This is a genomic window from Lacunimicrobium album, assembly GCF_052161635.1.
In the GTDB taxonomy this organism is placed as follows: Bacteria; Planctomycetota; Planctomycetia; order Planctomycetales; family Planctomycetaceae; genus SXPC01.
On sequence record NZ_CP197413.1, the window covers coordinates 1,579,996 to 1,601,834 of the forward strand.

The window sequence follows — 21,839 nt, forward strand, 5'->3', positions numbered from 1 at the left end:
CATGGCTTTTGCCATACTACGGTATTCCGCGCTCCTGATCTACTGCAAGCAAAGGCGATGGGCAACCCTCAACATGCCGAATTCCGGTCGCAGCGAATTTTCTCTTCCCGTCGAACTGCTACAACAATGCTGCTTTCTGTCCGGACCGACTGCTTCTGGAAAGACAGCTGTCAGTTTGCATCTGGCCAGATTGATCGATGCGGAGATCATCCTGCTCGATTCGATGACGATTTATCGTCAGATGGGAATCGGGACAGCCAAGCCCACCAAAGAGGAACAGGGAATCGTTCCTCATCACGGAATCGATCTGGCCGAACCGTGGCAGGAGTTCAGTCTGCATGAGTATCTGAACTTCGCGAAGACGGCGTGCGAAGACATTGTTTCGCGTGGAAAGCGGCCGCTGTTTGTGGGTGGCACGGGGCTTTACCTGCGGAGCCTGTTGCGCGGTATCTGCGAAAGTCCAGCTGCTGACTGGGAGTTTCGGCAGTCGATGGAGAAGCTGGCTGAGCAGCGCGGTGAGCAGTGGCTGCATGATGAACTCAAGAAGGTCGATGCTGTCAGTGCGGCGCGGCTGCATCCTAATGACCAGCGGCGAATCATTCGCGCGCTGGAAGTTCATCGCATGACGGGAGAGCCGCTGTCGTCTCAACACTTGCAGTCACCTTTGCCAGTGGACGTTCGACCGAAGCATGTTTACTGGCTGGACCCTGAGCGCGAGTGGCTGTATCAGCGGATTGATCAACGAGTGATTGCGATGTTTGAAGAGGGGTTCTGGGAAGAAACCGTGTCGCTGTTAGAGTTGCCTTTGCCTATCAGTCGGACGGCGAGGCAGGCGCTTGGCTATAAGGAGATCATTGAAGCGATTGAAACGGGGAAGACCGATCGAGCCTCTGTGATCCAGGAAATTCAGACGCGGACGCGTCAGTTTGCTAAACGTCAGCTGACGTGGTTTCGGAATCTGGAGGAAGCGACATCGATTCCGATTCAGCCAGGTGATCGGGGTGAGGTGGTGGCTCAGCGGATCGCGGAGAGGGTGTTGGGGGATGGTGTTTGAGGTGTTTTGTTGGCAGTAGACACGATTGCCTGATGGTTGTGGGCGAATGTGAGCGTACTTTTGCCTAGCGCCCACCCTCATCCGTCAGCACTGTGTTTTGAAAACACCTGAGGTGTTGAGCTGCCACCTTCTCCCCTCAAGGGAGAAGGGACAAAGACGGGAGATGGGACTTAGGAATGCTTCGCTTAGGAGGAATGGGACGATTACTCGTTGGGGTTGTAGACGACGATATTCTCTTCGTGATTGAGAGAATCTTTCATTTCCTGAGCGTTGACGGCGATGCTCAGGTGGGCGTCGCCGACGGCTTTGGCGACCAGGACGAAGTCGACCTGCATATCCTGTTCGGGAGCGATCGCGTTGACGGGATCGAAGATCAGTCGGTTACCTTCCTGGCGGTATTCTGTTGGTCCCTTGGCGGAGAGCACCTGGAAGTTGGCGGGGACGTTGCAGGTGATCTGTACGCCGTTGGCGGGTGCGGAGCCACGGTTTCTGACTTTGAATCGTAGCGAGACCTGCTCACCGATTCCGACGAGTCCTTTGCCTTCCGGGTCTTCAATCTTCAGAGAGGCAAAGCCTTCGACAATCGTCTTGGCAGCGACAGAGGCTTTGTGGCCATCCTTGCTGACGACTGCGACTTCTGAGTTGAATTCCCCGACGCGATCAGGACGAAGGGTGATCTGCATCGATTCCTGGGTCTTGGCGCGGAGCTTGCCGAAGTTCCAGGCGACTGAGCGGGTGGACGGGTTGTACTTGCCGTTTGCTGTGGCTGAGACGAACTCGAAACCTGTCGGGACTCTTTCGACAATCGTCGCCTGATCGATATCGCGAATCGACTGGTTGATGACGGTGATGGTGTAGGAGGCATTGTGGCCGACGAAGCGTCGTGCTGGGCCGGTTCGTTCGACGTTCAGGACGGAGTCGATGACTTCGATATCGGCTTTGCCATCTGCGGTGACGCCGCCGTTGGCTTTGACCTGAGCCTGGTTGATACCGCGACCGGCTGCTTCTGCGACGGCCACGAGGGCGAAGTCTTTGCTTTGGCCTGCTTCCAGTGTGCCGATTGGCATCTCAAGATCGACGCCTTCGGGGTGCTTGAGGTTCTGCGGGATCAGGCTGTAGAGAGTGACGTTGAAGGCGGTGCCTTCTCCGACGTTCTTGATCTTGTAGCGGATTGTGGCGTCTTCGCCGATCGCGACTTGAGGAGTGGCTTCCATGGCGAGTTGAAGAATGGGAGCGGTGATACGGGTTGCGGCTGCGACTTCGGTGACGAAGTGGACGGTTGCGACGCTGCCGATGTCGCCTTCTTCGAGAGGAATGACGCGAACCTTGACCAGTTGAGAGTCACCGGGCTTCATGTCGCCAAGTTTCCAGACGAGGGTCTTTTCCTTCATGTGAGCCTGAGGAATCGTTCCGGTCAGCTTGCTGCCTTTGGGAATTTCGTCTTCGAGGGTCACGTCTTTGGCGGTGATCGTGCCGGTGTTTTTGACTTCAATGGTGTAGACCATGGCTTCGCCCAGAGCGGCGGTCGTCGGGGCTTTCTTTTCCAGGCTCAGTTCAGGGCGCTGCAGGACGCGAGGAACATTTCCGTTGATGACACCTGCTCCGATCATCGAGTCTTCCGTCAGGGGACGCTCGATCGGATTGGCGGGGGGAGGATTGTCCAAAGGATTGGGAGCGGGCGTGCTGGTCTCTGGGAAAAGGCTGTTTGGAGCAGGAACGGGAGTTGGATTTGTGGGAACAGGTTCTGTTGGATTCAGAGTGGTCGGAGGAGCAGGATTCAGCATGAAGTCCTGGAACGTGGAGGGTGCGGGTGCTGGCGCTGGATCATTGGGGAAGGGGACGGGAGCAGGTGCAGGAGATGTACCGTTTCCTGGCATAGGGACTGGGGTTGGCTCATTGGCGGGAGCTGGTGGTTGGCCGCCAAAATCAAAAAACGGATCCGGAGCCGGGCCGGCTGGTTCAGCGTTGCCGGGAGGTGTTGATGGCTTGGGTTCTTCCAGCATCGGAATGGGAGCTGGTGGCATCTCGTCGGCTGGCGGGACCGGTGGTTCTTCGGCCTGAGTCAGACGAATTGGGTTGGTCGCAGCGGGCGCTGGAGCTGGCGCGAGGTCGGGGAACATGGGAGAGGCAGTGGGTTGAGCTGGCGCTGTTGTTGCAGGTGCTGGTTCTGGGAACGCGCCAAAGGATGGAAATGCCCCTGGTTCGTTTTGAGTCGCAGCGGTCGTACTGACGGGAGCTGGTGATGGAGCCGGCTCATCCGGGAACAGGGAGGAGACATTCGACTGTTCGGCTGGCGATGGTGGGGTATTGAAGGGATCTGCGGTCGCAGCAGGAACCGGGGCGGGTTCTGCATTGCCGAAGCTCATGAACGGGTCAGCGGCTGCACCGTTTGGTGAGACGGGTTCTGACTTTTCATGTTGCGTCAGCTGGACATCAGCCGGTTTCTTGCTGGCGGGTTGTTCATGATTGGCGGGGGTGACGTTACTCATGCCCCATGGATCATTGGGAGCTGAGGGTTGCTCGACTTCCTTCTTGGGGACTGGCTCGAACTGATTGTTATTGGAAGCAGGAGTTGGTGAGCCGCCCATGTTCCAGGGATCTTTGCTGTCAGCAGGTGGATTGCTGGCAAGATTCGTTGGTGCTGGTTCGGTCTGGGAATTTGACTGGTTCGCCCAGAGATCGAAGGCATTTGTCGGGGCAGGCTCGGACTGTTTTGCAGGTTTGGGAGCAGCTGGAGGGGATTCTGGCTCGTCCTGATTGGAAGCGAAATTGGCGGGGTTTGCGGGCTTCTCGTTGTTGGTCATCAAACGGTTGTTCGACGCCAGAAGCGAGGAACTGTTTTTGCCGTCGACGGGAATCGCGTCGTAAAGATCGGACTCGCTGGCGGGGCTGCGCGAGCCTGCAAGACTACGGTTCCAGCCTTGTTCGGTCTGCCAGATAATCGCTGCGCCGGCGCCGAGTGAACCAATAGTGGCAACTATCAAACCGATCGTCTTGTGCATCCTTGCCCCCTGATCAGGATTCGTTTTCGAGACACGTCCCAGAGGTGGCCAACGTCTTCGAAGGCGTGATCTCTGTGTCGTCGAAACAACTGGATAAAGTGCCCAATCGCCCTTTTCACGGCAGATATTGGGTCTTTGGAGGTTGGTTTAGCAGAATTTGATATTTGAGAGAAGAGAGGTTTTGAAAAAAGTGCAAAGTCACGCGTGTTCGTTTGCGGACTCGTGGCTGGCGGGCGGGGTCGAGGCTGCTCGAAGCTGTTCCAGATCGTACTTGAGAATCGCGATCTCCTGGAGCAGTCGCGTCGAGATCCGATGCTGGCGACTCAGAGACAGTGAAACGGACAATGAGAAGAGGTAAATGATTGCTAAGGCAATGAAGAGGACTGCGGAAGGGTACGACAGCTGAGCCTGATCGGCGAAACGCATGATGACTTGGGGGAACAGACCGCAGAAGAGCAGCAAACCGCCGACGAGCAGCCACATGACGGCGTACTTTTCTCGCATCTCTCGGCTGCGAACCCACCGGAGGGTGGTGAGAAAGGCGATCGCGGAACCAATGAGCATCATGGTTTCTGCGTTCATGCGGAATAGATCTGTGTTCAACAGGGCCGCCAGGAGGGTTGAGGTCATCGAGTTTTCTCCTGTTTACGAATGCGATCGACGAGGATCGCGAGCGTGACTTTGAACATGTAATACAGCCCGCTGGAAAGCCTGATCGACGAAACGCCTCCTGCACGCTCGAACATGCGGACAGGGATTTCTCCGATCGCCAGTCGGTTGCGGGCACACCAGTATAAGGCTTCCGGTTCGGGATAGTCGTCGGGATATCTGTCTGCGAAGGCGCGCCAGGCTCGAGGGCCGCAGCAACGGAAGCCACTGGTCGGGTCGGTGACTTTCACTCCACTGAGCCATGAGATGAGGGCCGCGAAGAAACTGATCCCGAGGCGACGGGTCGCGGTACTGCGAAAATTATCCTGGCCACCTGTGAGGAAGCGAGAGCCGACGCAGAGGTCGAGCTGCTGGTCACGGCAGGTTTGGACGAGGTTCGGAATGGCTGTTGCGTCGTGCTGGCCGTCACCATCGAACTGGACGACGTATTCGTAGCCACCTTTTTCACGGGCGAAGAGGTATCCGGTCTGGACAGCAGCTCCGATGCCTCGATTGCGAGGCAAAGCAACGAGGTGAATCTTAAGTTCGGGATAGCGTTTATGAAACGCCCTGACGACTTCTCCTGTGCGGTCACGAGAGCCATCATCGACGACGATGACTTCGTAATCGGGACCGAGCTGTGTCAGGGACGTCAGGGTGTGCTTGATCGCCTCCTGCTCGTTGTACGCCGGGATGACGATAAGGACCTTCACAGACCGGACTGCTTTCCAGGGTGGGCGAACGGGTGATGATGCTGGTGTGATGATGCGAACGACTTCGTGAGATGAACACATTGTGCCCAACCAGCGGGCACTTTCCAAGCAGCAGCCAGAACATAGAGCTACGGTATGAGTCCGCGGTTAAGATTTCATGAAGAGTCGCTGGAGTAAGTTCAACTTGGTGCTGGCGGGTTGAAAGCGAAGTGAGGTTGTATCGAGGAGGATGCGGTAGAGGAGATGCAGTTTGACGATATTGGCTTGTCGTGCGGCTCGGGCGGCGGACTTCCAGCCGAGGGATTCTGCTTGTACAGAGATCTGTTTGAGCAGGGCGATCTCCTCTTCAAATCGTAATAAAGACCTGGTGTAAGTCTCGGAAGCGTTTTCGCCATGACGTCGATAGCGGTAAGCGGTTTCGGGGAGGCCGATGAGCGTTTTGCCCTGGAACAGCAGGCGTGTGGTGAATTCGAGGTCCTGGACCATCTGCCAGGTATCGTCGAAGCGGGCGCCGTCCAGCAGGGATTTGCGATAGCACAGGGCAGGGCAGAAGATGAAGTTCCCGCGTGCAAGGCGTCGGATGGCTTGTTCGCCGTGCAATGTCGCGTAGGGCTTGAACGAGGGGCGTAACAGGCCTTTGATCGAATCAGGGAGCGAGAAGACGGGTTTCCCTTCGGCGTTCACGACTTCGGCCCGACAGAAAAACGCGGTGGCGTGCGGGTGTTGTTCGGCTGCATTCTGCATGGTCTCGACGTAATGGGGGGAGAGTTCATCGTCGGCGTGGAGGATCGTCACCAGATCGTTTTGAGCCAGATCCAGGCAGCGGTTCCAGTTGCCGACCATCCCGAGGGGAGTTGGTGAGACGGCGTATTGCAGACGCGGATCATTATAAGAGGCGACTAGTTGCTCGGCGCCCGGTTCGACACAGCCATCGTCGGAAACGATCAACTGCCAATGTGACGAGGTCTGCCGGCGAACGCTGTCGATGGCCAGGCGCAGGTAATCGAGGCGGCGATAATAAGGGATCGCGAGCGTGAGCATGCAGGTCACAGTACCGTAAGACGGGCGGAAAACATAGAGATCGTCGAGTGACTCGCGAAGGAGGATTGGCAGGAGTAAGATCGACTGTGAACAATTCGTGAAGAGAGATCGAGCGAGAGACAGTATGCGGAACTGGCGGTTTATTAAAGCACTGGGTTACGCTGTCGAAGGGGTGAGTTATGCGATCCGCACGCAGCCGAACATGCGGTTTCACGTCTTCGCTGCGGTGGTCGTGCTGATTATTAGCGGGGTGTTGCTGAGGACACCGGTCGAATGGGCGTTGATTATCCTGGCGATTGGATTCGTGTGGGTGACGGAGCTGCTCAATACGTCCCTTGAGGCAATGGTGGACCTGTTGTCGCCGGAGATTCGGGAGCGGGCGAAGGTCGCCAAAGATGTGGCTGCGGGTGCGGTGCTGGTGGCGTCGATCGTGGCTGTGGGGGTGGGAGGGGTGGTGTTTGGCGCGAGGTTGGGGGGCGTGTTTGCGTTTATGGTTGAGCGAACAACGGGGTTGTGAAGCAATACCAAGGGTGGTCCAGCCGTTCATGGCTGGATTGGCGAAGCCAACGAGATGCGAGCGCCATCCGCATTCAATTCGAATTGGAGCGGTGAGCTTCGTTTGATAGCGTATGGCGATGTATCTTGTCGCTACCGCGACCCAGCCATAAAACGGCTGGGCCACCCGGGAGTAGGGCACCCTGGGAATGCGCCTGAGGAGGTTAGGCGAATGTTGATTGCAGGGACTTCAGGATGCTATCAAGCAGGGACTGCATGTAGTCGCTGGTGAGGGTTTGTTGGCGGTCGCGGAAGCGGAGTTGGAGGGTGACGCTCTTCTTGCCTTCGGGGATCGGGCTGCCTTGGTAGACGTCGATCAGGGACAGGCTTTCGCAGACGGGGGCGAAGCCGGTGGAGGTTGTTGCGGAGACGGCGTTGCTGAAGGCTTCGATCGTCGCGGCTTTGATGGCGTTGAAATTGACGCTGGCTGGAACGGTGATGGAAAGGTCTTTTTCAAGAATCTGCGACTTGGGCATTCCGTTGAATTTATGGAACTGACCGCTCTTCAATTCGAGAAGCAGGTTGAGGTCGAGTTCGAAGGCGTAGATGGGGAACTTGAGACGTTCGTCGAGTTGGACCTGTCGTCGGTCGACCAGTCCGATGTAGCCGAGGACTTGGTGTCCCAGCGTCATGCGAGCCGATTGACCGGGGACGAAGCCGGCGGGGAGTGGTTGTTCGAGGAAGTCGGGCTGCAGTTTGAGCTGGGCACCGAAGAGGGACTGCAGGAAGCCTTTGACGGCGAGGAAGTCGACCGGCTGGTGTTTGGCGATCCATTCGCCGCCGACGAGTTCATCGCCCCAGATGCCGCCGAGGGACCAGGATTCGATGGGGGTATTTCCATCGAGTCCCATGACGCGGTCGAGTTCGAAGAAGCGGTAGTTCTGGCCGTTGCGACGGTAGTTGCGTTCACCGACCGCGAGGAGGGATGGGATCAGCGACTGGCGGACGGTGCTCATGTCCGCGCGGATCGGGTTGCGGACGACAGCGGGATTGCAGTTCAGGCGTGTGAACTGCGATGCGACGGAGGCATCAACGAGCGGCGGGGTGCGGCATTCGAGGAAGCCATTCGCCGTCATGAAGGCGGCGAGTTGGGATCGCAAGGCGTCGAGCGGAGCCTGTCCGCCACGGTTCAAACTGCCGGAGAGCGAGACGTTGGGGATGCTGTCGTAGCCGATGAGTCGGGCGAGGTCTTCGATGAGGACGACGTCCTGGTTACAGTCGACGCGCCAGGTGGGGACGCTGACGAGCAGGGATTCATCGAGCTTGTAACCGAGCTTGGCGAGTTCGGATTGAACGGTCGGAGTATCGAGCTTGATGCCGAGGTATGAGTTGACTCGTTCGAGTTTGAGGGGGATGACACGTGGCTCGATGGTTTTGGGATAGGCTGAGCTTGGTGAGCCGTTTGCTGTGCCGCCTGTCAGTTCGCTGATCAACGCGACGGCGCGATGGAAGGCTGCGGTGAGGATGCTGTTGGGGTCGGTGCCGCGCTCGTAGCGGTAGGAGGAATCGGATGAGATGCCGAGTCCACGCGCGGTCTTGCGGATCGTGACCGAATCGAAGCAGGCGGCTTCGAGGAAGACGCTGGTTGTGTCTGTCGTCGTTTGTGTTGGCTTGCCCCCCATGATGCCAGCGAGGGCGACCGGTTTGGTTTTATCGGCGATGACGAGGGGAAGGGGTTCCAGTTTGATGTCGTCGGCGATGAGGGTTGTGCCGTTGAGAAGTTCGAGGGACTCCCCCTTCTTCATGTTGCGGACGATAATCTCGGGGCCGTCGAGGGTCTTGGCGTCGAAGGCGTGGAGAGGCTGGCCGTATTCGAGCAGAACGAAGTTGGTGATGTCGACGACGTTGTTGATTGGTCGCAGTCCGGCGGCGTACAGGCGGGTCTGCAGCCAATAGGGCGACGGGCCGACTTTGACGTTGTCGATGCGCTGGCCGACGTAACGGGTGCAGCGGGTTGGCTCTTCGATGCGGACGGGGACCGGGCCTTGAACGTCGTGCTTGTTGGACCAGTCGAATGAGGAGGGAACCTTCACCTGCAGCCCGAGGATGGCGGCGACTTCGCGTGCGATTCCGATGTAACCGAGGCAATCGGGACGGTTGGGCAGGACGGAGAGATCGACGAGTTGCTGGTCGATCTCGGTAACACTCGTCAGGCTTTTTCCGATCAGCGATTCATCGGTTGTCGTGAACATCCCCTCTTTTGAGACGACGCCCAGTTCCCACCAGGGGCAGATCATGCCGTTGGACTCGATGCCACGGATCTTTGCGGACGTGATCTCTTTGCCTTCGGGGAGTTTGGTTCCGACCTGGGCGACGGGGACGCCTTTGCCTGCTTCGACCGGGAAGCCATCCGTGCAGACGATGCTGTCGATGTGGCCCGGTTTGGTTTCGACGAGGCAGTGGAAGAGCCCGGTTGCTCCTTCGACCGGTTTCACTTCGCGGACGAATCCGATGACGATCGGCTCGAGGGCGGTCTTGAGATCGATCGTGTCCTCAATCTCCAGTCCCGCGCGGATGAAGGCCGCACGCAGGTTCTCCAGAGAGGGAGTCGGGCTGAGGTAGTCGAGAAGCCAGGCGGTGTTGATGAGCATGGAAGATCGTAATTGGTAATTGGTAATTAGTAATTGGCCAGACGGCAGAATTGGTTGTCGATCCTCAGTCTGGGGATCGGCTAATTACCAATTACGAATTACTAATTACGAAGCTGTGAATAGGGAGAAAACAAGAAAGCTCGACACACGGCATCAACCGCGCGCCGGTTTAGAACTGCCGCAGGAATTCTTCTTCGTTGTCGTAGAGGTGGCGGATGTCGTCGATGCCGTAGCGGATCATGGCCATGCGGTCGATGCCCAGGCCGAAGGCAAAGCCTTGCCACTCCATGGGGTCGAGACCTGCGTTCTTGAGGACTTCGGGACGCATCATGCCGGAGCCGAGGATTTCGAGCCAGCGGCCTTTGAACCAGACGTCGACCTCAGCGGATGGGGTCGTGAAGGGGAAGAAGCTGGGGCGGAACTGGAGTTTGGCGTCTTCTCCGAACAGGCCGCGGGCGAGTTCGTGGAGCGTCCACTTGAGGTCCGCAAAGCTCAGCGACTTGTCGATCGCGAAGACATCGAGCTGGTGGAAGATCGGGAAGTGAGACGCGTCAATCTGATCGCAGCGGTAACAGCGACCTGCCGTCATCATCCGCAGAGGAGGCGGGCCGTACTTCTTAATGGCGTGCATCTGGAAGGCGGTCGTATGGGTCCGCATGACGTGACCGGAGGTGGTGTAGAAGGTATCGTGCATGTCGCGGGCCGGGTGCCATGCGGGGGTGTTGAGCGAATCGAAGTTGTAGAACTCGGTTTCGATCTCGGGGTAGTCGTCGTAGTGATAGCCGAGGCCTGCGAGGATTCCTTTGACGAGATCGAGTGTCTGCATGATCGGGTGACGAGCCCCAGCGGGAGGTGCGAAACCGGGGAGGGAAACGTCAATGCGAGACTTCTTGAGTTCAGAATCGATCGCAGCCTGCTGCAGGGATCGCTCGGCGTCGTCGAGGGCGGCTTCCAATGTGGACTTGGCGTCATTGATCTGCTGGCCGAAGGCTTTGCGCTCGTCGGGGCTGAGATCCTTGAGGTTCTTCATGAGGGCGGTGATTTCGCCCTTTTTTCCCAGGTATTTGACCCGGATGGCTTCGACAGCCTTCAGGTCACCTGCAGCAGCCATCTCGGACTGTGCCTGGGTGTTGATACGTGAAATTTCATCGACGGAACTGGTCATGCAGCGTTTCCAGACAGCAAACAGTGATCGCGATCAAGTCGACACCGTGCAACGGCCGGGGTTCGACGTCAACGCATACCGGTTCGTATTAACGGATTTTCGCTGTCTAGTAAAGGAAAGCTGCAAGCCGATCAGCTGTTCTTCCGGCGGGATCGGCATAATCGATAACGCTGGCAGGCTCGGCAGAATTAGAATGTCTGGTCACGGTGAGGACAGTGTGAGGCGTTTTCACCACAAACCGTTACCAACATTCCCGGTTGGCCTCATTTAGCAGGCTAATGTTGAGTGAAGAATCGCGGAACCGTCTTTGACGATCGCGCCCGATCGTTTTTTTTGATCAATTGTCCTTCCCCACACTGAAACAACTGCCATGGTGTCAGCCGTCGCGAAAGATCCCAACTCAAAGATCGTTGCCCTGAGCGACTTGATTGTTGGCCGTACGACGACATTCCCGATTTTCGATGACAGCGGCGTGCTGCTGCTCGCTGAGGGAATGGTCGTGACCAGCGAAATCAAATTGAATCTTCGTCAGCGCGGCTCGAATCGCGTGATCATCCACGCAGATGACGTCGGACGACTGACGATGAAGGGGAAGCAGTCGAGCAGCGCGACCCCTCTGTTTTCGTTCGACAGCGAAATCACGTCGCGTCTGGATGCGTTGATCGATTCCGGTCTGATGACGGTCAAGAATACCGGTCCTGCGGTCAAAGGGGACGTCGTTTTCCTGGGACGCAAAGGCTATGACAAAGAACAACGGGCACGACTGCTTGATGCGCATGATAAAAACGGTGCTGCCCTATCCGAAATGATGGGCGATGCGCTGAAAGGGGCCAAATCGGATGGATCTGTCGTCGCGGCGATGGCGACCAGCTATCTCAAAGAGATGTGCGCGGACATCGATAATACGTTGACCTCGACGATCAATCGTTTCGGCGAGAACGATCTTGCTGCTCGCTCGCTGGAAGTTGCGCTATTGGCGATGGCGATCGGGATCGAGATGAATCTGGATGCTGATTGCATCAAGGAAATCGGCATCGCAGGGCTGGTTCACGACTGGGGGATGATGAAGGTTCCGGCGGACTATTTGAATTCTGCCCGCAAGCTGAACGACGTCGAACGTCTGGAAATCAAGAAGCACCCGATCTACTCACTCGAAATGCTGCAGACCGTTTCATCGTTGCCTCGGGTGATTTCGGTCGTGGCTTATCAGGTCCATGAATGCTTCAACGGGAGCGGGTATCCGCGTGGCCGAAATGGCACGAGCATTCACATGTTTGCAAGAATTCTGAAGGTCGCTGATGCGTATTGTGCCCTGACGATGATGCGCCCGTTTCGTCCGCCGGTGGCTCGCTATGGCGCGATGGAATGCCTGATCCATCAGGCGAGAGCACGCAGCACGGATCCGGATGTTGTGCGGGCACTTCTGAAAGTCGTGTCATTGTTCCCCATCGGCAGCTACATCGCCCTCAGCGATGGGAGCATTGCCAGGGTTTTGCGACGCAACAAGGAAGATTATTCACGTCCGATTGTGCTTCGCATTGAAGACGCCCAGGGTCAGCCTGTCGACGAATCGGCAGAGGACAACATCATTGACCTTGCGAACTGCGATTTGACGGTCGTCCAGGCGCTGCCCGCTCCAGGGACAACGGAGGTGTTGCTGTCCCCGGATTTGCAGTCGTTTCATATTAGCTGATGCCTGTGAACCTGGCTTAGAAACCGTTCCATCAGCGGTTCACCTGCAAATTGGCGCTATTCCCTGTGTGCCACCGTTGTGTCAGCCGTGTCTTCTCGCAGTGAACGTCCATCCCCACGGCTGACACAGCCGTAGCACACTTCTGCTATTCAGGTGGTGCAACCCCGCTTTTTGAGAAGTCTCCATGCCCCCGATTGCTTGTGAGCAAATGGCGGCTTTGCTCGTCAACAACATTGAGAATCCTCACCTTCCTGTTTGACCGGCGATCAGGGGGACGTGATAATACTGTTAGTCCCTTCAAACTCTCTTTGGCTCGAGGTGCAGGATGATCACCGTTCGCCGCTTTGGTTTTGTTCTGCTTGGTGCTGCGCTGCTGGTGGGTACGCTGGGTCAACTGGCCTCTGCGCAGTCTCGACGCGGTGGTTCCAACTGGTCCTTGCATTCCCGTGGGTTTGGGTATGGCGAAGGAACTCGCTATCACAACCGCTCGATCAACGTCCCAAGCTACGGGTACGGGGGTTATGGCGGGTATGGATACGGTGGCTATGGGGGCGGTTGGGGTGGATATCCTTACTACCCGCCTTATTCCGTCGGGTATGGTGGAGCAGCTGTTTATTTCCCGTATGGAACGCCGGTCTCTCCTTACTACGGTTACACGGGATACCCCTACGATCCGAGCATCAACTACAACACCTGGCAGTACAACAATTACCAGCCGCCTTTGCATCCGAATCTGCAGGAATATCAGGCTCAACAGGAACTGCTCAAGAATAACGATCCGTCATTGCAGCCTTCCAAGCCGATGCTGCCGTCGAGTCAGCACAATCGGGATGAAGCCGCCAACCTTGTCGCACAGGGGAAGGCGCTCATGGGTCTACAGCAGTTCCAGCGATCGCTGGCGAAGTTCAAGCTTGCGATTCAGAATGCACCGGAGCTTCCTGAGCCTTACTTCTGCATGGCTGCCAATTACCTCGCGATCAATAATGGCGATAAAGCGATTGAAATGATTCAGCGTGGGCTGACTCAGGATCCCTACTGGCCATTTTCGAATCCCACGTTATCTCAGTTCTATGGGGCCGAGAACATTGCGCTGGTTGAGCAGATCAAAACCCGTGTCGTCGAATGGACTCATGACAATGTCCGGGATGCCGATCGTCTGTTTCTGCTGGGAGTTGTCCTGATTTTCGAACAGGACTTTGCCAACAGTCGAACCCTGCTACAAACAGCCCAAGCTGTCAATTTCAATCGAGCCAATCCACAGATTGCGACGTTGATTCAAAGCATTGACAGTGTCTCGCCTGTTGGTGAGGCTGGCGGAAATCCAGGGCAGTCGCAGATGCTCGTGCCGAACTCTCAGATTCCGAATGCAGCCTCGCAGGCAGTCGTCCCTCAGAACATGAACCTGGGGCCAGTCGGGAAGTTTCCGGATGCGACGGGAACGAACGCGATCACCAACACAACGCCGGTCCCGCCGACGCCGTTTGTGCCGGTTCCGTCCAAGCCATCGACGGTGCCTGCTCCAATTCCGTTTTCAGAGGGAACGAGTCCACCTGCTGACAGCCCGACACCTGATTCGTTGATCCCACCACTGCCGGTGACTTCGGACAATGGCTGATTTGCCTAACTGTCTGGCTGATGGGGTGATCCGTCGATTGACACTTCGCGGCGGTTTGGTTTAACGTCGTATTCACACTTCGTTCAAACCTCACTCCTGGCGGCCAATCCTTCATGCAGTCCTCTCCAACAGCGCGAGATTTGAATGCAGATCGCGTGTTGGTCATTCTGTGTACTTATAACGAAGCACAGAACATTCGGCTGATGATTGAAGCGATTCATGAGGAAGTTCCGCATGCGGATATCCTCGTCGTGGAGGACAATTCGCCCGATGGGACGGGTCGGATTGTGGATGAGTTGATGCTGACGTTGCCCTTTTTGAAGGTGATGCACCGAGCTGGAAAGCTCGGATTGGGAACGGCGACCCGTGCTGGTCTTTGGCAGGCTGTTGAGGAAGACTACACGTTCGCGGTCGTTCTGGATGCGGATTTTAGCCATCACCCGGCTTACATGTCCTCTTTGATCGACGCGATGGATCGGGCCGATGTGGCTGTCGGGTCTCGGTATGTCGAGGGTGGGGGAGTGGTGGGGTGGTCCTGGAAGCGGCATGCGATGAGCCGTCTGATCAACTTTTGGGCCCGTCTGATGCTGGGGCTGTCCACGCTGGACAATAGTGGCAGTTACCGCTGTTATCGTGTCAGCCTGCTCAGGAAAATTGACTTTAGCCGTTTCAAAGCCAAGGGTTACGCGATTCAGGAAGAGTTGATGTATCGCTGTCGGGTGGCGGGTGCGCGATTTGTGGAAGTGCCGATCGTGTTCGAGGACCGAGTTCGGGGGGCTTCTAAGATCACGAGCCGGGAGGGTTATACTGCGGTTTATCTGATGTTGAATTTCGGGCTGAAACGCCTGTTTGGTATTCAGCCTTAGCACAGCTGCGCTCTTGGCAACCAAATTGCCGCAGGACTTCTTTTTGGCATAAAAATGACAAAGGTTCGCGCTGCGAATCACAATTTTCTGCAAATCGTTAAATTCCCATAAGTGACCGTAAGGATTAAGGTTGTCGACGTTGAAGGCTTACCGTATCATCAACCTGACCTGATCCGGCCCAGCGAGTTGGAAATTGAGAAGCTCGCAGGTTTCAGGGTGGTCACCGTTCCTTTCCAAGTGTGAACTTGCTTCTCATGCAACTGACCGATTTGATGCTCATTTGCCTTTGGGCGACCTTTGTATTCGGCACCGGAAGTGTCCGATTCTTATCCCATTGGCCGCTACGCTTTGCGACACATCAAACGACGCAGAATGGATTCCCCAAGTTCGTTTTCTGTCTTAGCCTCAAAAATTTTCTCCACAAGGAGACTTGTTTTGGAATCTCCCGATACCCTCTCACCACCAACATCCAATTCTCAATCCCCCGAGTTCACAGAACTCAAAGAGGTTGATTCAGGAAGCTGGATTGCTCAACACCTGGAACGCTCTGGCTCAGTGTCAGTCAAATTCCGTGACCGTTTCCCATACGGAGTCAACTGGCCGACGACCCTCTTCATTGGTCTGATGCACGTCGGCGCGATTGCGGCCTTTTTCTTCTTTTCATGGCAGGGCCTGGCTGTCTGTCTGGCGATGCACTTTGTCACTGCCTGTCTGGGAATTACGCTCGGCTATCACCGCCTGCTGACTCACGGTAGTTTCTCCTGCAGCAAGCCGATGAAGTATTTCTTCTCGCTGTGTGGCATGATGGCCGTCGAAGGAAGCCCGCTTTACTGGGTTTCGACACACCGCAAGCACCATGCTCACTCCGACAAAGAGGATGATCCACACTCTCCGACTCACGGGTTCTGGTGGGCCCACATCCTGTGGCTGCAACCACGTCAGCCAAACGATGTCTTCATGGCACAAATGAAACGCTGGGCTCCGGACCTGATGAAGGATCCTGTTCAACGCTTCTTCCACAGCTACTTCGGGTTTGTCCCACTGTTTCAGGCGATTGGCCTGTTCGCGCTGGGTTACTACCTCATCGGCACTGGCGGCGTGTACTACGGTCTTTCCATGCTGCTTTGGGGGATGTGCGTCCGAGTCGTCGCGTGCTATCACAGCACCTGGTTCGTCAACTCTGCGACTCACGTCTGGGGTTACCGTAACTACACCACGACTGATTACTCTCGCAACAACTGGTGGGTTGCTCTCCTGAGCTACGGCGAAGGCTGGCACAACAATCACCACGCTCACCAACGCCTGGCCCGTCACGGTCACCGGTGGTGGGAACTCGACGTCACCTACGCTGTCATCTGGACCCTGAAGAAGACGGGTCTGGCCTGGCAGGTTCAGGACACACTTCCCAAACGTGGTTAATTCACGTTTAATAAAATAAGAATGAAAACGCCGCGAGTTGCAGAACTCGCGGCGTTTTTTTGTTTGCTGTGGCGGGCGAACTATTGTGTTATTCGGGCGATTGTGATGCGAAATCTGAGCAGAGAGTCAGCCGTGCAGGTGGACAGCAAAGGAGCCGACTCCCCGGGCGACCGCCTCACGCAACTGCGGCACCTTCACCGCAGCCTGATCCCACCTGGCTGACTCCATCCCACACTCCCCCTCGACCACTCCGCTCGCTCCGCGATCCTTCCTGACGATCCCTTGCAAAGCAGCCCCCACACCGCAGGCCGTCCAATCATCACCACCCGAAAGCAATCACTACCGCCTCCCCCAGACGGCAATCAGGAACATGCGTGGTACGATGAGCTGACACGTCGGCCCACGGTCAAGGTGTCGACAACATCGACCTGCAGAACTTCGCGGGATACGGCGATCCGCACACAACCTTCAGCTGCATCCGCAACCGTGACCGTGACCGTGTGAGCAAGAGTTCGGCATATACGCTGCGGTTCTGATGATTCCGTTGTGAGCGGTCGTGTTGACCGTCACTTAGCAGATTATCCAGCAGACGCGGAAGCATTGGCATCCTGAGTGGGTGACGTTGCGAGTTTCACAATATCGGCAATTGACTTGATCGCGTGCGGAACAGCTAGATAAGTGATGCCGCGATGTAGGTGGAGACGGAACTGCTTAGCCAGCACTTCGTCGGTGGTTGGGAGTCCTTCCTGGAGACAGCGATGGATCAGCAGGGCGGTGTAGAGTTCATGGTATTCACCGCCGAACGTGTGCCACGTCATCTCCACGTTGCTGTCGGCGGGGACATCAATCGGCGTCGGCGCGGTTGCCTCTCTAAGCGAGACACAGAATCCCCACCGGCAGAGGATATTCCACTGCGGAATCGAAGTCCTGGTCTTTAGTCGAATCAGTTGCTCTTTCGCTTGGTTCGAAAGGCGTATCTGCTTGATGCTCATTTGCGCCCTCCACGACCACTCGACGCATCAGACAGCTCCCAGAAGTACCCTTCTTCGGCTGTCGTGAACCGCTCAGATTCATTGTAACTGAGGTGGAACACCGTGGTGAATAGACTCCGTCAGGAAAACGTCGTAGGGCCTCCCGGCTCGCTTGGAGCATTGGGCGCGGGGTCCGTAGAGCGCAAGCTGCACGGCGTCTAGAATGGTCGTTTTGCCACCGCCGTTGATTCCTCCGAAGAGGATGATCGGTGCCTTCTGTCCGGCAGTCGATTTGGGGACAAGATTCAGAACCTGTTCGCCGCGAAACAGACCAAAATTGTGAAGTCGAATCTCCTGGAGGATCATTATTCAGCCCCTGCGTCGATCACATCAGTCGCGTCGAAAAGCGACCGCTGTGCAAAAAGTCGCGATTCCTCGGTTGATGGCAACTTCGCTTCGTCACGGCGCCGTTCCTCTTCAAGTCGGATTGCAAGTGCCAGCGTTTCATCGGAATACTGTGCGGTGCGAAGCTGCGATTCGAGAGCTTCATAGATTCCTGCGCGACGGCTCATACCTCGGTATTGGCGTTCGATGTCAAGCAGTGACACCTGCAATTCAAAGAAGACGGGATCGCCATCGCAGATGTCCTGAAGTAACTCCCAATCTTCGCGCCGCAACTGACTGTCGTCTGATTGCGGCGACGGAAACGCTTCCCCAAAGACTTCCTCATAAATCGTGGGAAGGATATCGTCGAACTCGTGCTTTTCGTAGAGCCAGATTCGTCTGATTTCGTGAAGCTCGTCGAGGGTGATCAGTTCAAGTCCCGCGGCATGGTCGAGATCAGTTTCTCGAGCAGATTTCTGATCCGTCATCACGCGGCGGAGCCAATGCTCACGCCACGATTTCTTATACGGTCCCGGAATCGGCCGGCCGTTGAAGAGCTGCACGCTGCCGTTCATGCGCCGGAAATCACGCCGTTCCCTATCATTCGAGAAATCGCCAAGCTCGTTACGAAGTTCCAGGAGAGGAGTCATCCAGACTTTCTCTTCGTCATTCTTAATCATGGCCTCCATCGAGCAGATAGCAATGGAAGCGATACACGTGGTACCGGTTTATCTCGATTACAACGCGACGACGCCCCTCGATCCCGCCGTATTTGAGGCGATGACGCCTTGGTTTCTCTCAGAACCTGGCAACGCGGGAAGCAGGACGCACGTCTACGGCCAGCGGGCGAAAGACGCCGTCGAGAAAGCCCGTGAAACGGTCGCTTCTCACTTCAATGCGACGCCGGAAGAGCTAGTATTCACGAGTGGCGCCACCGAGAGCAACAACATCGTCCTGCTTGGACTCGCTCGGCACGGCGAGAGCTGCGGCAAGAGACACATCATTGCTTCCTCCATCGAGCATAAGGCCGTACTCGAACCGCTGGAGCAACTCCGCAAACGTGGTTTTGAGGTCGAACTCGTTCCGGTGACCCAAAGCGGGTTTGTCGAGCCAGATGCGATCAAGGCGAGGCTCCGGAAGGACACTCTGCTCGTTTCCGTGATGCACGCGAATAACGAGACGGGGATCATTCAACCTGTCGAGGAGATCGCTGCTATCACAAGCGCTGCCTCTGTACCATTTCACGTCGATGTGGCTCAGACCTTCGGAAAAGAGTGCGAGACGCTGAAGAGGCTGACCTGTGACTTCGCCTCGGTGAGCGGACACAAAATCTGTGGTCCGAAAGGCATCGGGGCATTGCTCGTCAGAAAAAGGACTGGATCAAAGAGAATTGTTGACGCAATTACATTTGGGGGTGGCCAGGAGCAAGGTCTGCGGCCCGGAACTGTACCCGTCCGCTTGTTGTTGGCCTCGGCATGGCTGCCGAGTTGGCAGCAACATTGTGGAGCAGTAGGGCTGACCATGCCGCGACATTGAAGGCGAAGCTGATGGACCAACTGAATGGATTGAATGCTGTCGTAAACGGCGATCAGCGACGGTGCCAGCCACACGTTTTGAATGTGAGCTTCCCTGGTGTAGACAGCGAAGCGTTCATGATGGCGACTCGCGAGCAAATTGCTGTGTCGAATGGTTCTGCGTGTACGTCAACATCCTACTCGTCAAGTCATGTGCTCCTTGCAATGGAACTCGACGACGATCGGATTGAGTCTGCAATTCGGATTTCGTGGGGTCCCGGAGTGCAGGAAATTCCCGCAGAAGCGATTGTGAATGTAGTTAAATCACTTCAAATGTAACAAAGACAAGTTCGCGTGGCATTCACCGGCTTATCACAGCCTGTTTAAGTGTCTTTCCCAGTGCCGAATCCATGCAAATGGCTCCAAAATATCGGACGTCACTTCTGAAAGTTCCCAGATGTCTTCGCAGATTCGTGAGATCTTTTTTACCATTGTTCGTCTTCTCCTGGGATTCCCCGAGGCAATTGCGACCAGTCTTGCAATTTCCAACTCCGCTTCTATGCACATGACGAACCAACCATCGGAGCGACCACGCTGGGCGCCTTGAGATTTGAACTGACTCCATGCAGCCGAAATGTCATCCTCAAGAAACTGATCTGCCCAGACTTTCAGCTGACTGGCGTGCGATGTGAAGCTAACCGCCTTGATCACGCCGAACTGCTTGCGAATGAGTTCCATCTCCGGCAGCACACGAGCGGGCTTACGACGGAGCCATTGCACAATGTCTCCGCGAACATCACTCAGAGCTGCCTCGGCAATCTCAGCATCAATCCAGCAACAATAATCGCCGCCGCTCTCTGAAAGGCCGGCAATATTCCCAATCTCGGCGATGCTGTTACTCAAGAACTGCCGTTGCTGGAGAGCAAAGAACCATTCAACTGCATTCCTGTATGCGTCGATAGCCTGATCGTACTCACTTAAGCCCGCGTGACAGTTGCCTACATGGTGGTACGCACTTCCGATATTCTCTGGGCTGTCGATCGATAACAGCCCCGACAAGGCTTCCGAATGGATCCGCAGCGCTTTGTGGTAGTCCTGTTTGAATTCATAGATACGTCCGGTGGCCATCAATGCATTACACATGCATACCTGTGCGATACCGAGATTCGTCATCGTCGTCCGTCGACTCACGATAGAAAGTGGCAGCTTCCTCGTATGCTGTCAGTGCCACGTCATATTCCCCTCGGTTGCTCGCTAAGTCGCCTCGCACAAGAGCGGCAATCGCGCTTATTGTCTGACTAGATGTTTTGGCGAAGAGCTCTTCAAGTCGGATGAGCACCTCTTGAATACCCTCAAGGTCGCCCGCACGAAGTAACTGCCGTTCAAGGAATGCATACTGGGTAGCCGCCGCTTCGAAATCGCTTTCCAAGTAACGAAACTCAATACCAGCTTTCGCGAAGAAGATACCGTACTCGTGAAACCCTCGGACAAACAAATATCGCGCCACACCGGACGTAATCGACCTGCCGCATAGCAACAACTGATCTCGGGTCTTAGAAGGTGGCGCAATCAACATAACCTTTCTTCTGATGACGGAGATGGCTGGTACGTAATTCGCCAGTTCTTGGTCTATCCGAGCGAATGCAGAGCCTGCTGAACTCGCCTTATCGGCATCCTGATCTAGAACAGCGATGTGGCACGCCAAGAAGGAGAGGGTACCAAGCAGTATTTCTAGAGAGTCGTCTGGCTCCCGAGCTTCCATAAACTCTTGAAAGTACTTGCGCAGAGGAGAAAGGATCCGGACACGAGTCAGTTCGGTAGAGTCAGCGCCGTCTGCCTCAACTAGACAAAGCTGTCTAAGTTGAGCGAGTGAGATGTCGACATCAAGCCATATAACGTCTGTGAAGTCTTCGGGGGGAGTGCATTCACGAGTAGCTGCGTCTTTCCGATGCCAGCAACACCATGAATGAAGACGAGCCGCTCTGTTCGTAGCAAAGGTCGGAGGCGATCGAGTTCATCATCTCGACCATGGAAGTGCGGATCTGGATGAGGGACCGCAAATATGCGTTGGCGAGAGAAGACTAAGGGATCAGTGGTGAGCAGGCTCTGGACTCGGAGAATATGGCGTTGTTTTACATCGTGAAGCACGCTTCTTGCGATAATCCCGTCATCTACCTTGTCATGACAATCGGAGCAGACTCGAATCAAGTTGTGATGATGATGAGAGCGAGTTTCTGACCAGGGTGTGATGTGAGCGTTTTCCAGTTTGTGCCCTGCGTTGCACATCGCGCACTTGCCGGCACATTCAACTTTCAGATAGTCCTCAACAAAGGTTGGGATCTTTGGTCGTGAGTCTGAAGCATCAGCCCAAGGCACCTGAAGATAGCGATCCCACTCGTCGAGATCACTTTTAGAAAACGTGCTTGTGGCCCCGTCAAAGTGCAGTATGCGCGTCTCGCTATTCGATCGCTTCGCTGGATAACGACAGTATTGAAACAGCAACTCCATTGTGATGCCCAGGTATGTCGCAGCATCTTGAGGTATCAAACGAAGGTCTTCCAACGTAGATTTATTGGTGGTGCTGGGTGACATTTCCAAGACTCCTGAC

20 protein-coding genes are annotated in these 21,839 nt (G+C 55.8%); 8 read left to right on the top strand and 12 right to left on the bottom strand.

The annotated features are described in order from the left end of the window. Position 1: 1 nt before the first annotated feature. Positions 2-1,054: a tRNA (adenosine(37)-N6)-dimethylallyltransferase gene (miaA, locus tag SH248x_RS06225; RefSeq protein WP_459557649.1), complete on the top strand. Its 1,053-nt coding sequence runs from the start codon at positions 2-4 to the stop codon at positions 1,052-1,054. Between the two features lie 203 nt (positions 1,055-1,257). Here the strand turns inward: miaA and SH248x_RS06230 are convergent, their stop codons facing one another. The 4 genes from SH248x_RS06230 to SH248x_RS06245 form a co-directional block, all read right to left on the bottom strand. Further along, positions 1,258-4,056: a hypothetical protein gene (locus SH248x_RS06230; RefSeq protein WP_459557650.1), complete on the bottom strand. Its 2,799-nt coding sequence runs from the start codon at positions 4,054-4,056 to the stop codon at positions 1,258-1,260. A 198-nt stretch (positions 4,057-4,254) separates the two neighbouring features. After that, positions 4,255-4,686, bottom strand: coding sequence for a DUF2304 domain-containing protein (locus tag SH248x_RS06235; RefSeq protein ID WP_459557651.1), 432 nt, complete (start codon positions 4,684-4,686; stop codon positions 4,255-4,257). Further along, positions 4,683-5,498, bottom strand: coding sequence for a glycosyltransferase family 2 protein (locus SH248x_RS06240; RefSeq protein ID WP_459557652.1), 816 nt, complete (start codon positions 5,496-5,498; stop codon positions 4,683-4,685). Before SH248x_RS06240 ends, SH248x_RS06235 begins: the two co-directional genes overlap by 4 nt. A 66-nt stretch (positions 5,499-5,564) precedes the next feature. Beyond that, positions 5,565-6,458 carry a glycosyltransferase family 2 protein gene (locus tag SH248x_RS06245; protein WP_459557653.1) on the bottom strand — a complete coding sequence of 298 codons (894 nt, stop codon included), beginning with the start codon at positions 6,456-6,458 and terminating at the stop codon, positions 5,565-5,567. 124 nt (positions 6,459-6,582) lie between these two features. On the opposite strand from SH248x_RS06245, the gene SH248x_RS06250 reads away from it, so the two are divergent. Beyond that, a complete protein-coding gene (locus tag SH248x_RS06250; protein ID WP_459557654.1) occupies positions 6,583-6,975 on the top strand; it encodes a diacylglycerol kinase family protein in 393 nt (130 codons plus the stop codon). Positions 6,976-7,177: 202 nt separating this feature from the next. Here the strand turns inward: SH248x_RS06250 and pheT are convergent, their stop codons facing one another. Together pheT and pheS are read right to left on the bottom strand one after the other, a co-directional pair. Further along, positions 7,178-9,604 carry a phenylalanine--tRNA ligase subunit beta gene (gene pheT, locus SH248x_RS06255; RefSeq protein WP_459557655.1) on the bottom strand — a complete coding sequence of 809 codons (2,427 nt, stop codon included), beginning with the start codon at positions 9,602-9,604 and terminating at the stop codon, positions 7,178-7,180. 169 nt (positions 9,605-9,773) lie between these two features. After that, the gene (pheS, locus tag SH248x_RS06260; RefSeq protein ID WP_459557656.1) at positions 9,774-10,769 is read right to left on the bottom strand and encodes a phenylalanine--tRNA ligase subunit alpha; all 996 of its coding nucleotides are present in this window, start codon (positions 10,767-10,769) and stop codon (positions 9,774-9,776) included. Between the two features lie 370 nt (positions 10,770-11,139). On the opposite strand from pheS, the gene SH248x_RS06265 reads away from it, so the two are divergent. From SH248x_RS06265 to SH248x_RS06280, 4 genes are all read left to right on the top strand, one after another. After that, positions 11,140-12,462 (top strand): HD-GYP domain-containing protein, encoded by a 1,323-nt coding sequence (locus SH248x_RS06265; protein WP_459557657.1) that lies wholly within the window; start codon positions 11,140-11,142, stop codon positions 12,460-12,462. A gap of 325 nt (positions 12,463-12,787) precedes the next feature. Next, on the top strand, positions 12,788-14,077 hold the full coding sequence (locus SH248x_RS06270) for a tetratricopeptide repeat protein (protein WP_459557658.1): 1,290 nt from the start codon (positions 12,788-12,790) through the stop codon (positions 14,075-14,077). A 113-nt stretch (positions 14,078-14,190) separates the two neighbouring features. After that, positions 14,191-14,943 (top strand): polyprenol monophosphomannose synthase, encoded by a 753-nt coding sequence (locus SH248x_RS06275; RefSeq protein WP_459557659.1) that lies wholly within the window; start codon positions 14,191-14,193, stop codon positions 14,941-14,943. A 435-nt stretch (positions 14,944-15,378) separates the two neighbouring features. Continuing rightward, positions 15,379-16,362, top strand: a complete 984-nt coding sequence (locus tag SH248x_RS06280) for an acyl-CoA desaturase (RefSeq protein ID WP_459557660.1) — start codon at positions 15,379-15,381, stop codon at positions 16,360-16,362. A 578-nt stretch (positions 16,363-16,940) separates the two neighbouring features. Here the strand turns inward: SH248x_RS06280 and dndE are convergent. The 3 genes from dndE to SH248x_RS06295 form a co-directional block, all read right to left on the bottom strand. Beyond that, positions 16,941-17,354 (bottom strand): DndE family protein, encoded by a 414-nt coding sequence (gene dndE, locus SH248x_RS06285; protein WP_459557661.1) that lies wholly within the window; start codon positions 17,352-17,354, stop codon positions 16,941-16,943. 78 nt (positions 17,355-17,432) lie between these two features. Continuing rightward, positions 17,433-17,699: an AAA family ATPase gene (locus SH248x_RS06290; protein ID WP_459557662.1), complete on the bottom strand. Its 267-nt coding sequence runs from the start codon at positions 17,697-17,699 to the stop codon at positions 17,433-17,435. Continuing rightward, positions 17,699-18,397, bottom strand: a complete 699-nt coding sequence (locus SH248x_RS06295; RefSeq protein WP_459557663.1) for an adenine nucleotide alpha hydrolase family protein — start codon at positions 18,395-18,397, stop codon at positions 17,699-17,701. Before SH248x_RS06295 ends, SH248x_RS06290 begins: the two co-directional genes overlap by 1 nt. On the opposite strand from SH248x_RS06295, the gene SH248x_RS06300 reads away from it, so the two are divergent. After that, positions 18,396-19,253 carry a cysteine desulfurase family protein gene (locus SH248x_RS06300; RefSeq protein WP_459557664.1) on the top strand — a complete coding sequence of 286 codons (858 nt, stop codon included), beginning with the start codon at positions 18,396-18,398 and terminating at the stop codon, positions 19,251-19,253. The two genes, SH248x_RS06295 and SH248x_RS06300, sit on opposite strands and share 2 nt — an antisense overlap. Further along, positions 19,193-19,570, top strand: a complete 378-nt coding sequence (locus tag SH248x_RS06305; RefSeq protein ID WP_459557665.1) for an aminotransferase class V-fold PLP-dependent enzyme — start codon at positions 19,193-19,195, stop codon at positions 19,568-19,570. The genes SH248x_RS06300 and SH248x_RS06305 overlap by 61 nt, the downstream gene beginning before the upstream one ends. A gap of 33 nt (positions 19,571-19,603) precedes the next feature. On the opposite strand, the gene SH248x_RS06310 is transcribed toward SH248x_RS06305, so the two are convergent. The 3 genes from SH248x_RS06310 to SH248x_RS06320 form a co-directional block, all read right to left on the bottom strand. After that, complete coding sequence (locus tag SH248x_RS06310; RefSeq protein WP_459557666.1) at positions 19,604-20,404, bottom strand: hypothetical protein; 801 nt, start codon at positions 20,402-20,404, stop codon at positions 19,604-19,606. Next, complete coding sequence (locus SH248x_RS06315) at positions 20,367-20,807, bottom strand: hypothetical protein (protein WP_459557667.1); 441 nt, start codon at positions 20,805-20,807, stop codon at positions 20,367-20,369. Before SH248x_RS06315 ends, SH248x_RS06310 begins: the two co-directional genes overlap by 38 nt. A 266-nt stretch (positions 20,808-21,073) precedes the next feature. Further along, the gene (locus SH248x_RS06320) at positions 21,074-21,823 is read right to left on the bottom strand and encodes an HNH endonuclease signature motif containing protein (protein ID WP_459557668.1); all 750 of its coding nucleotides are present in this window, start codon (positions 21,821-21,823) and stop codon (positions 21,074-21,076) included. Positions 21,824-21,839 lie beyond the last annotated feature (16 nt).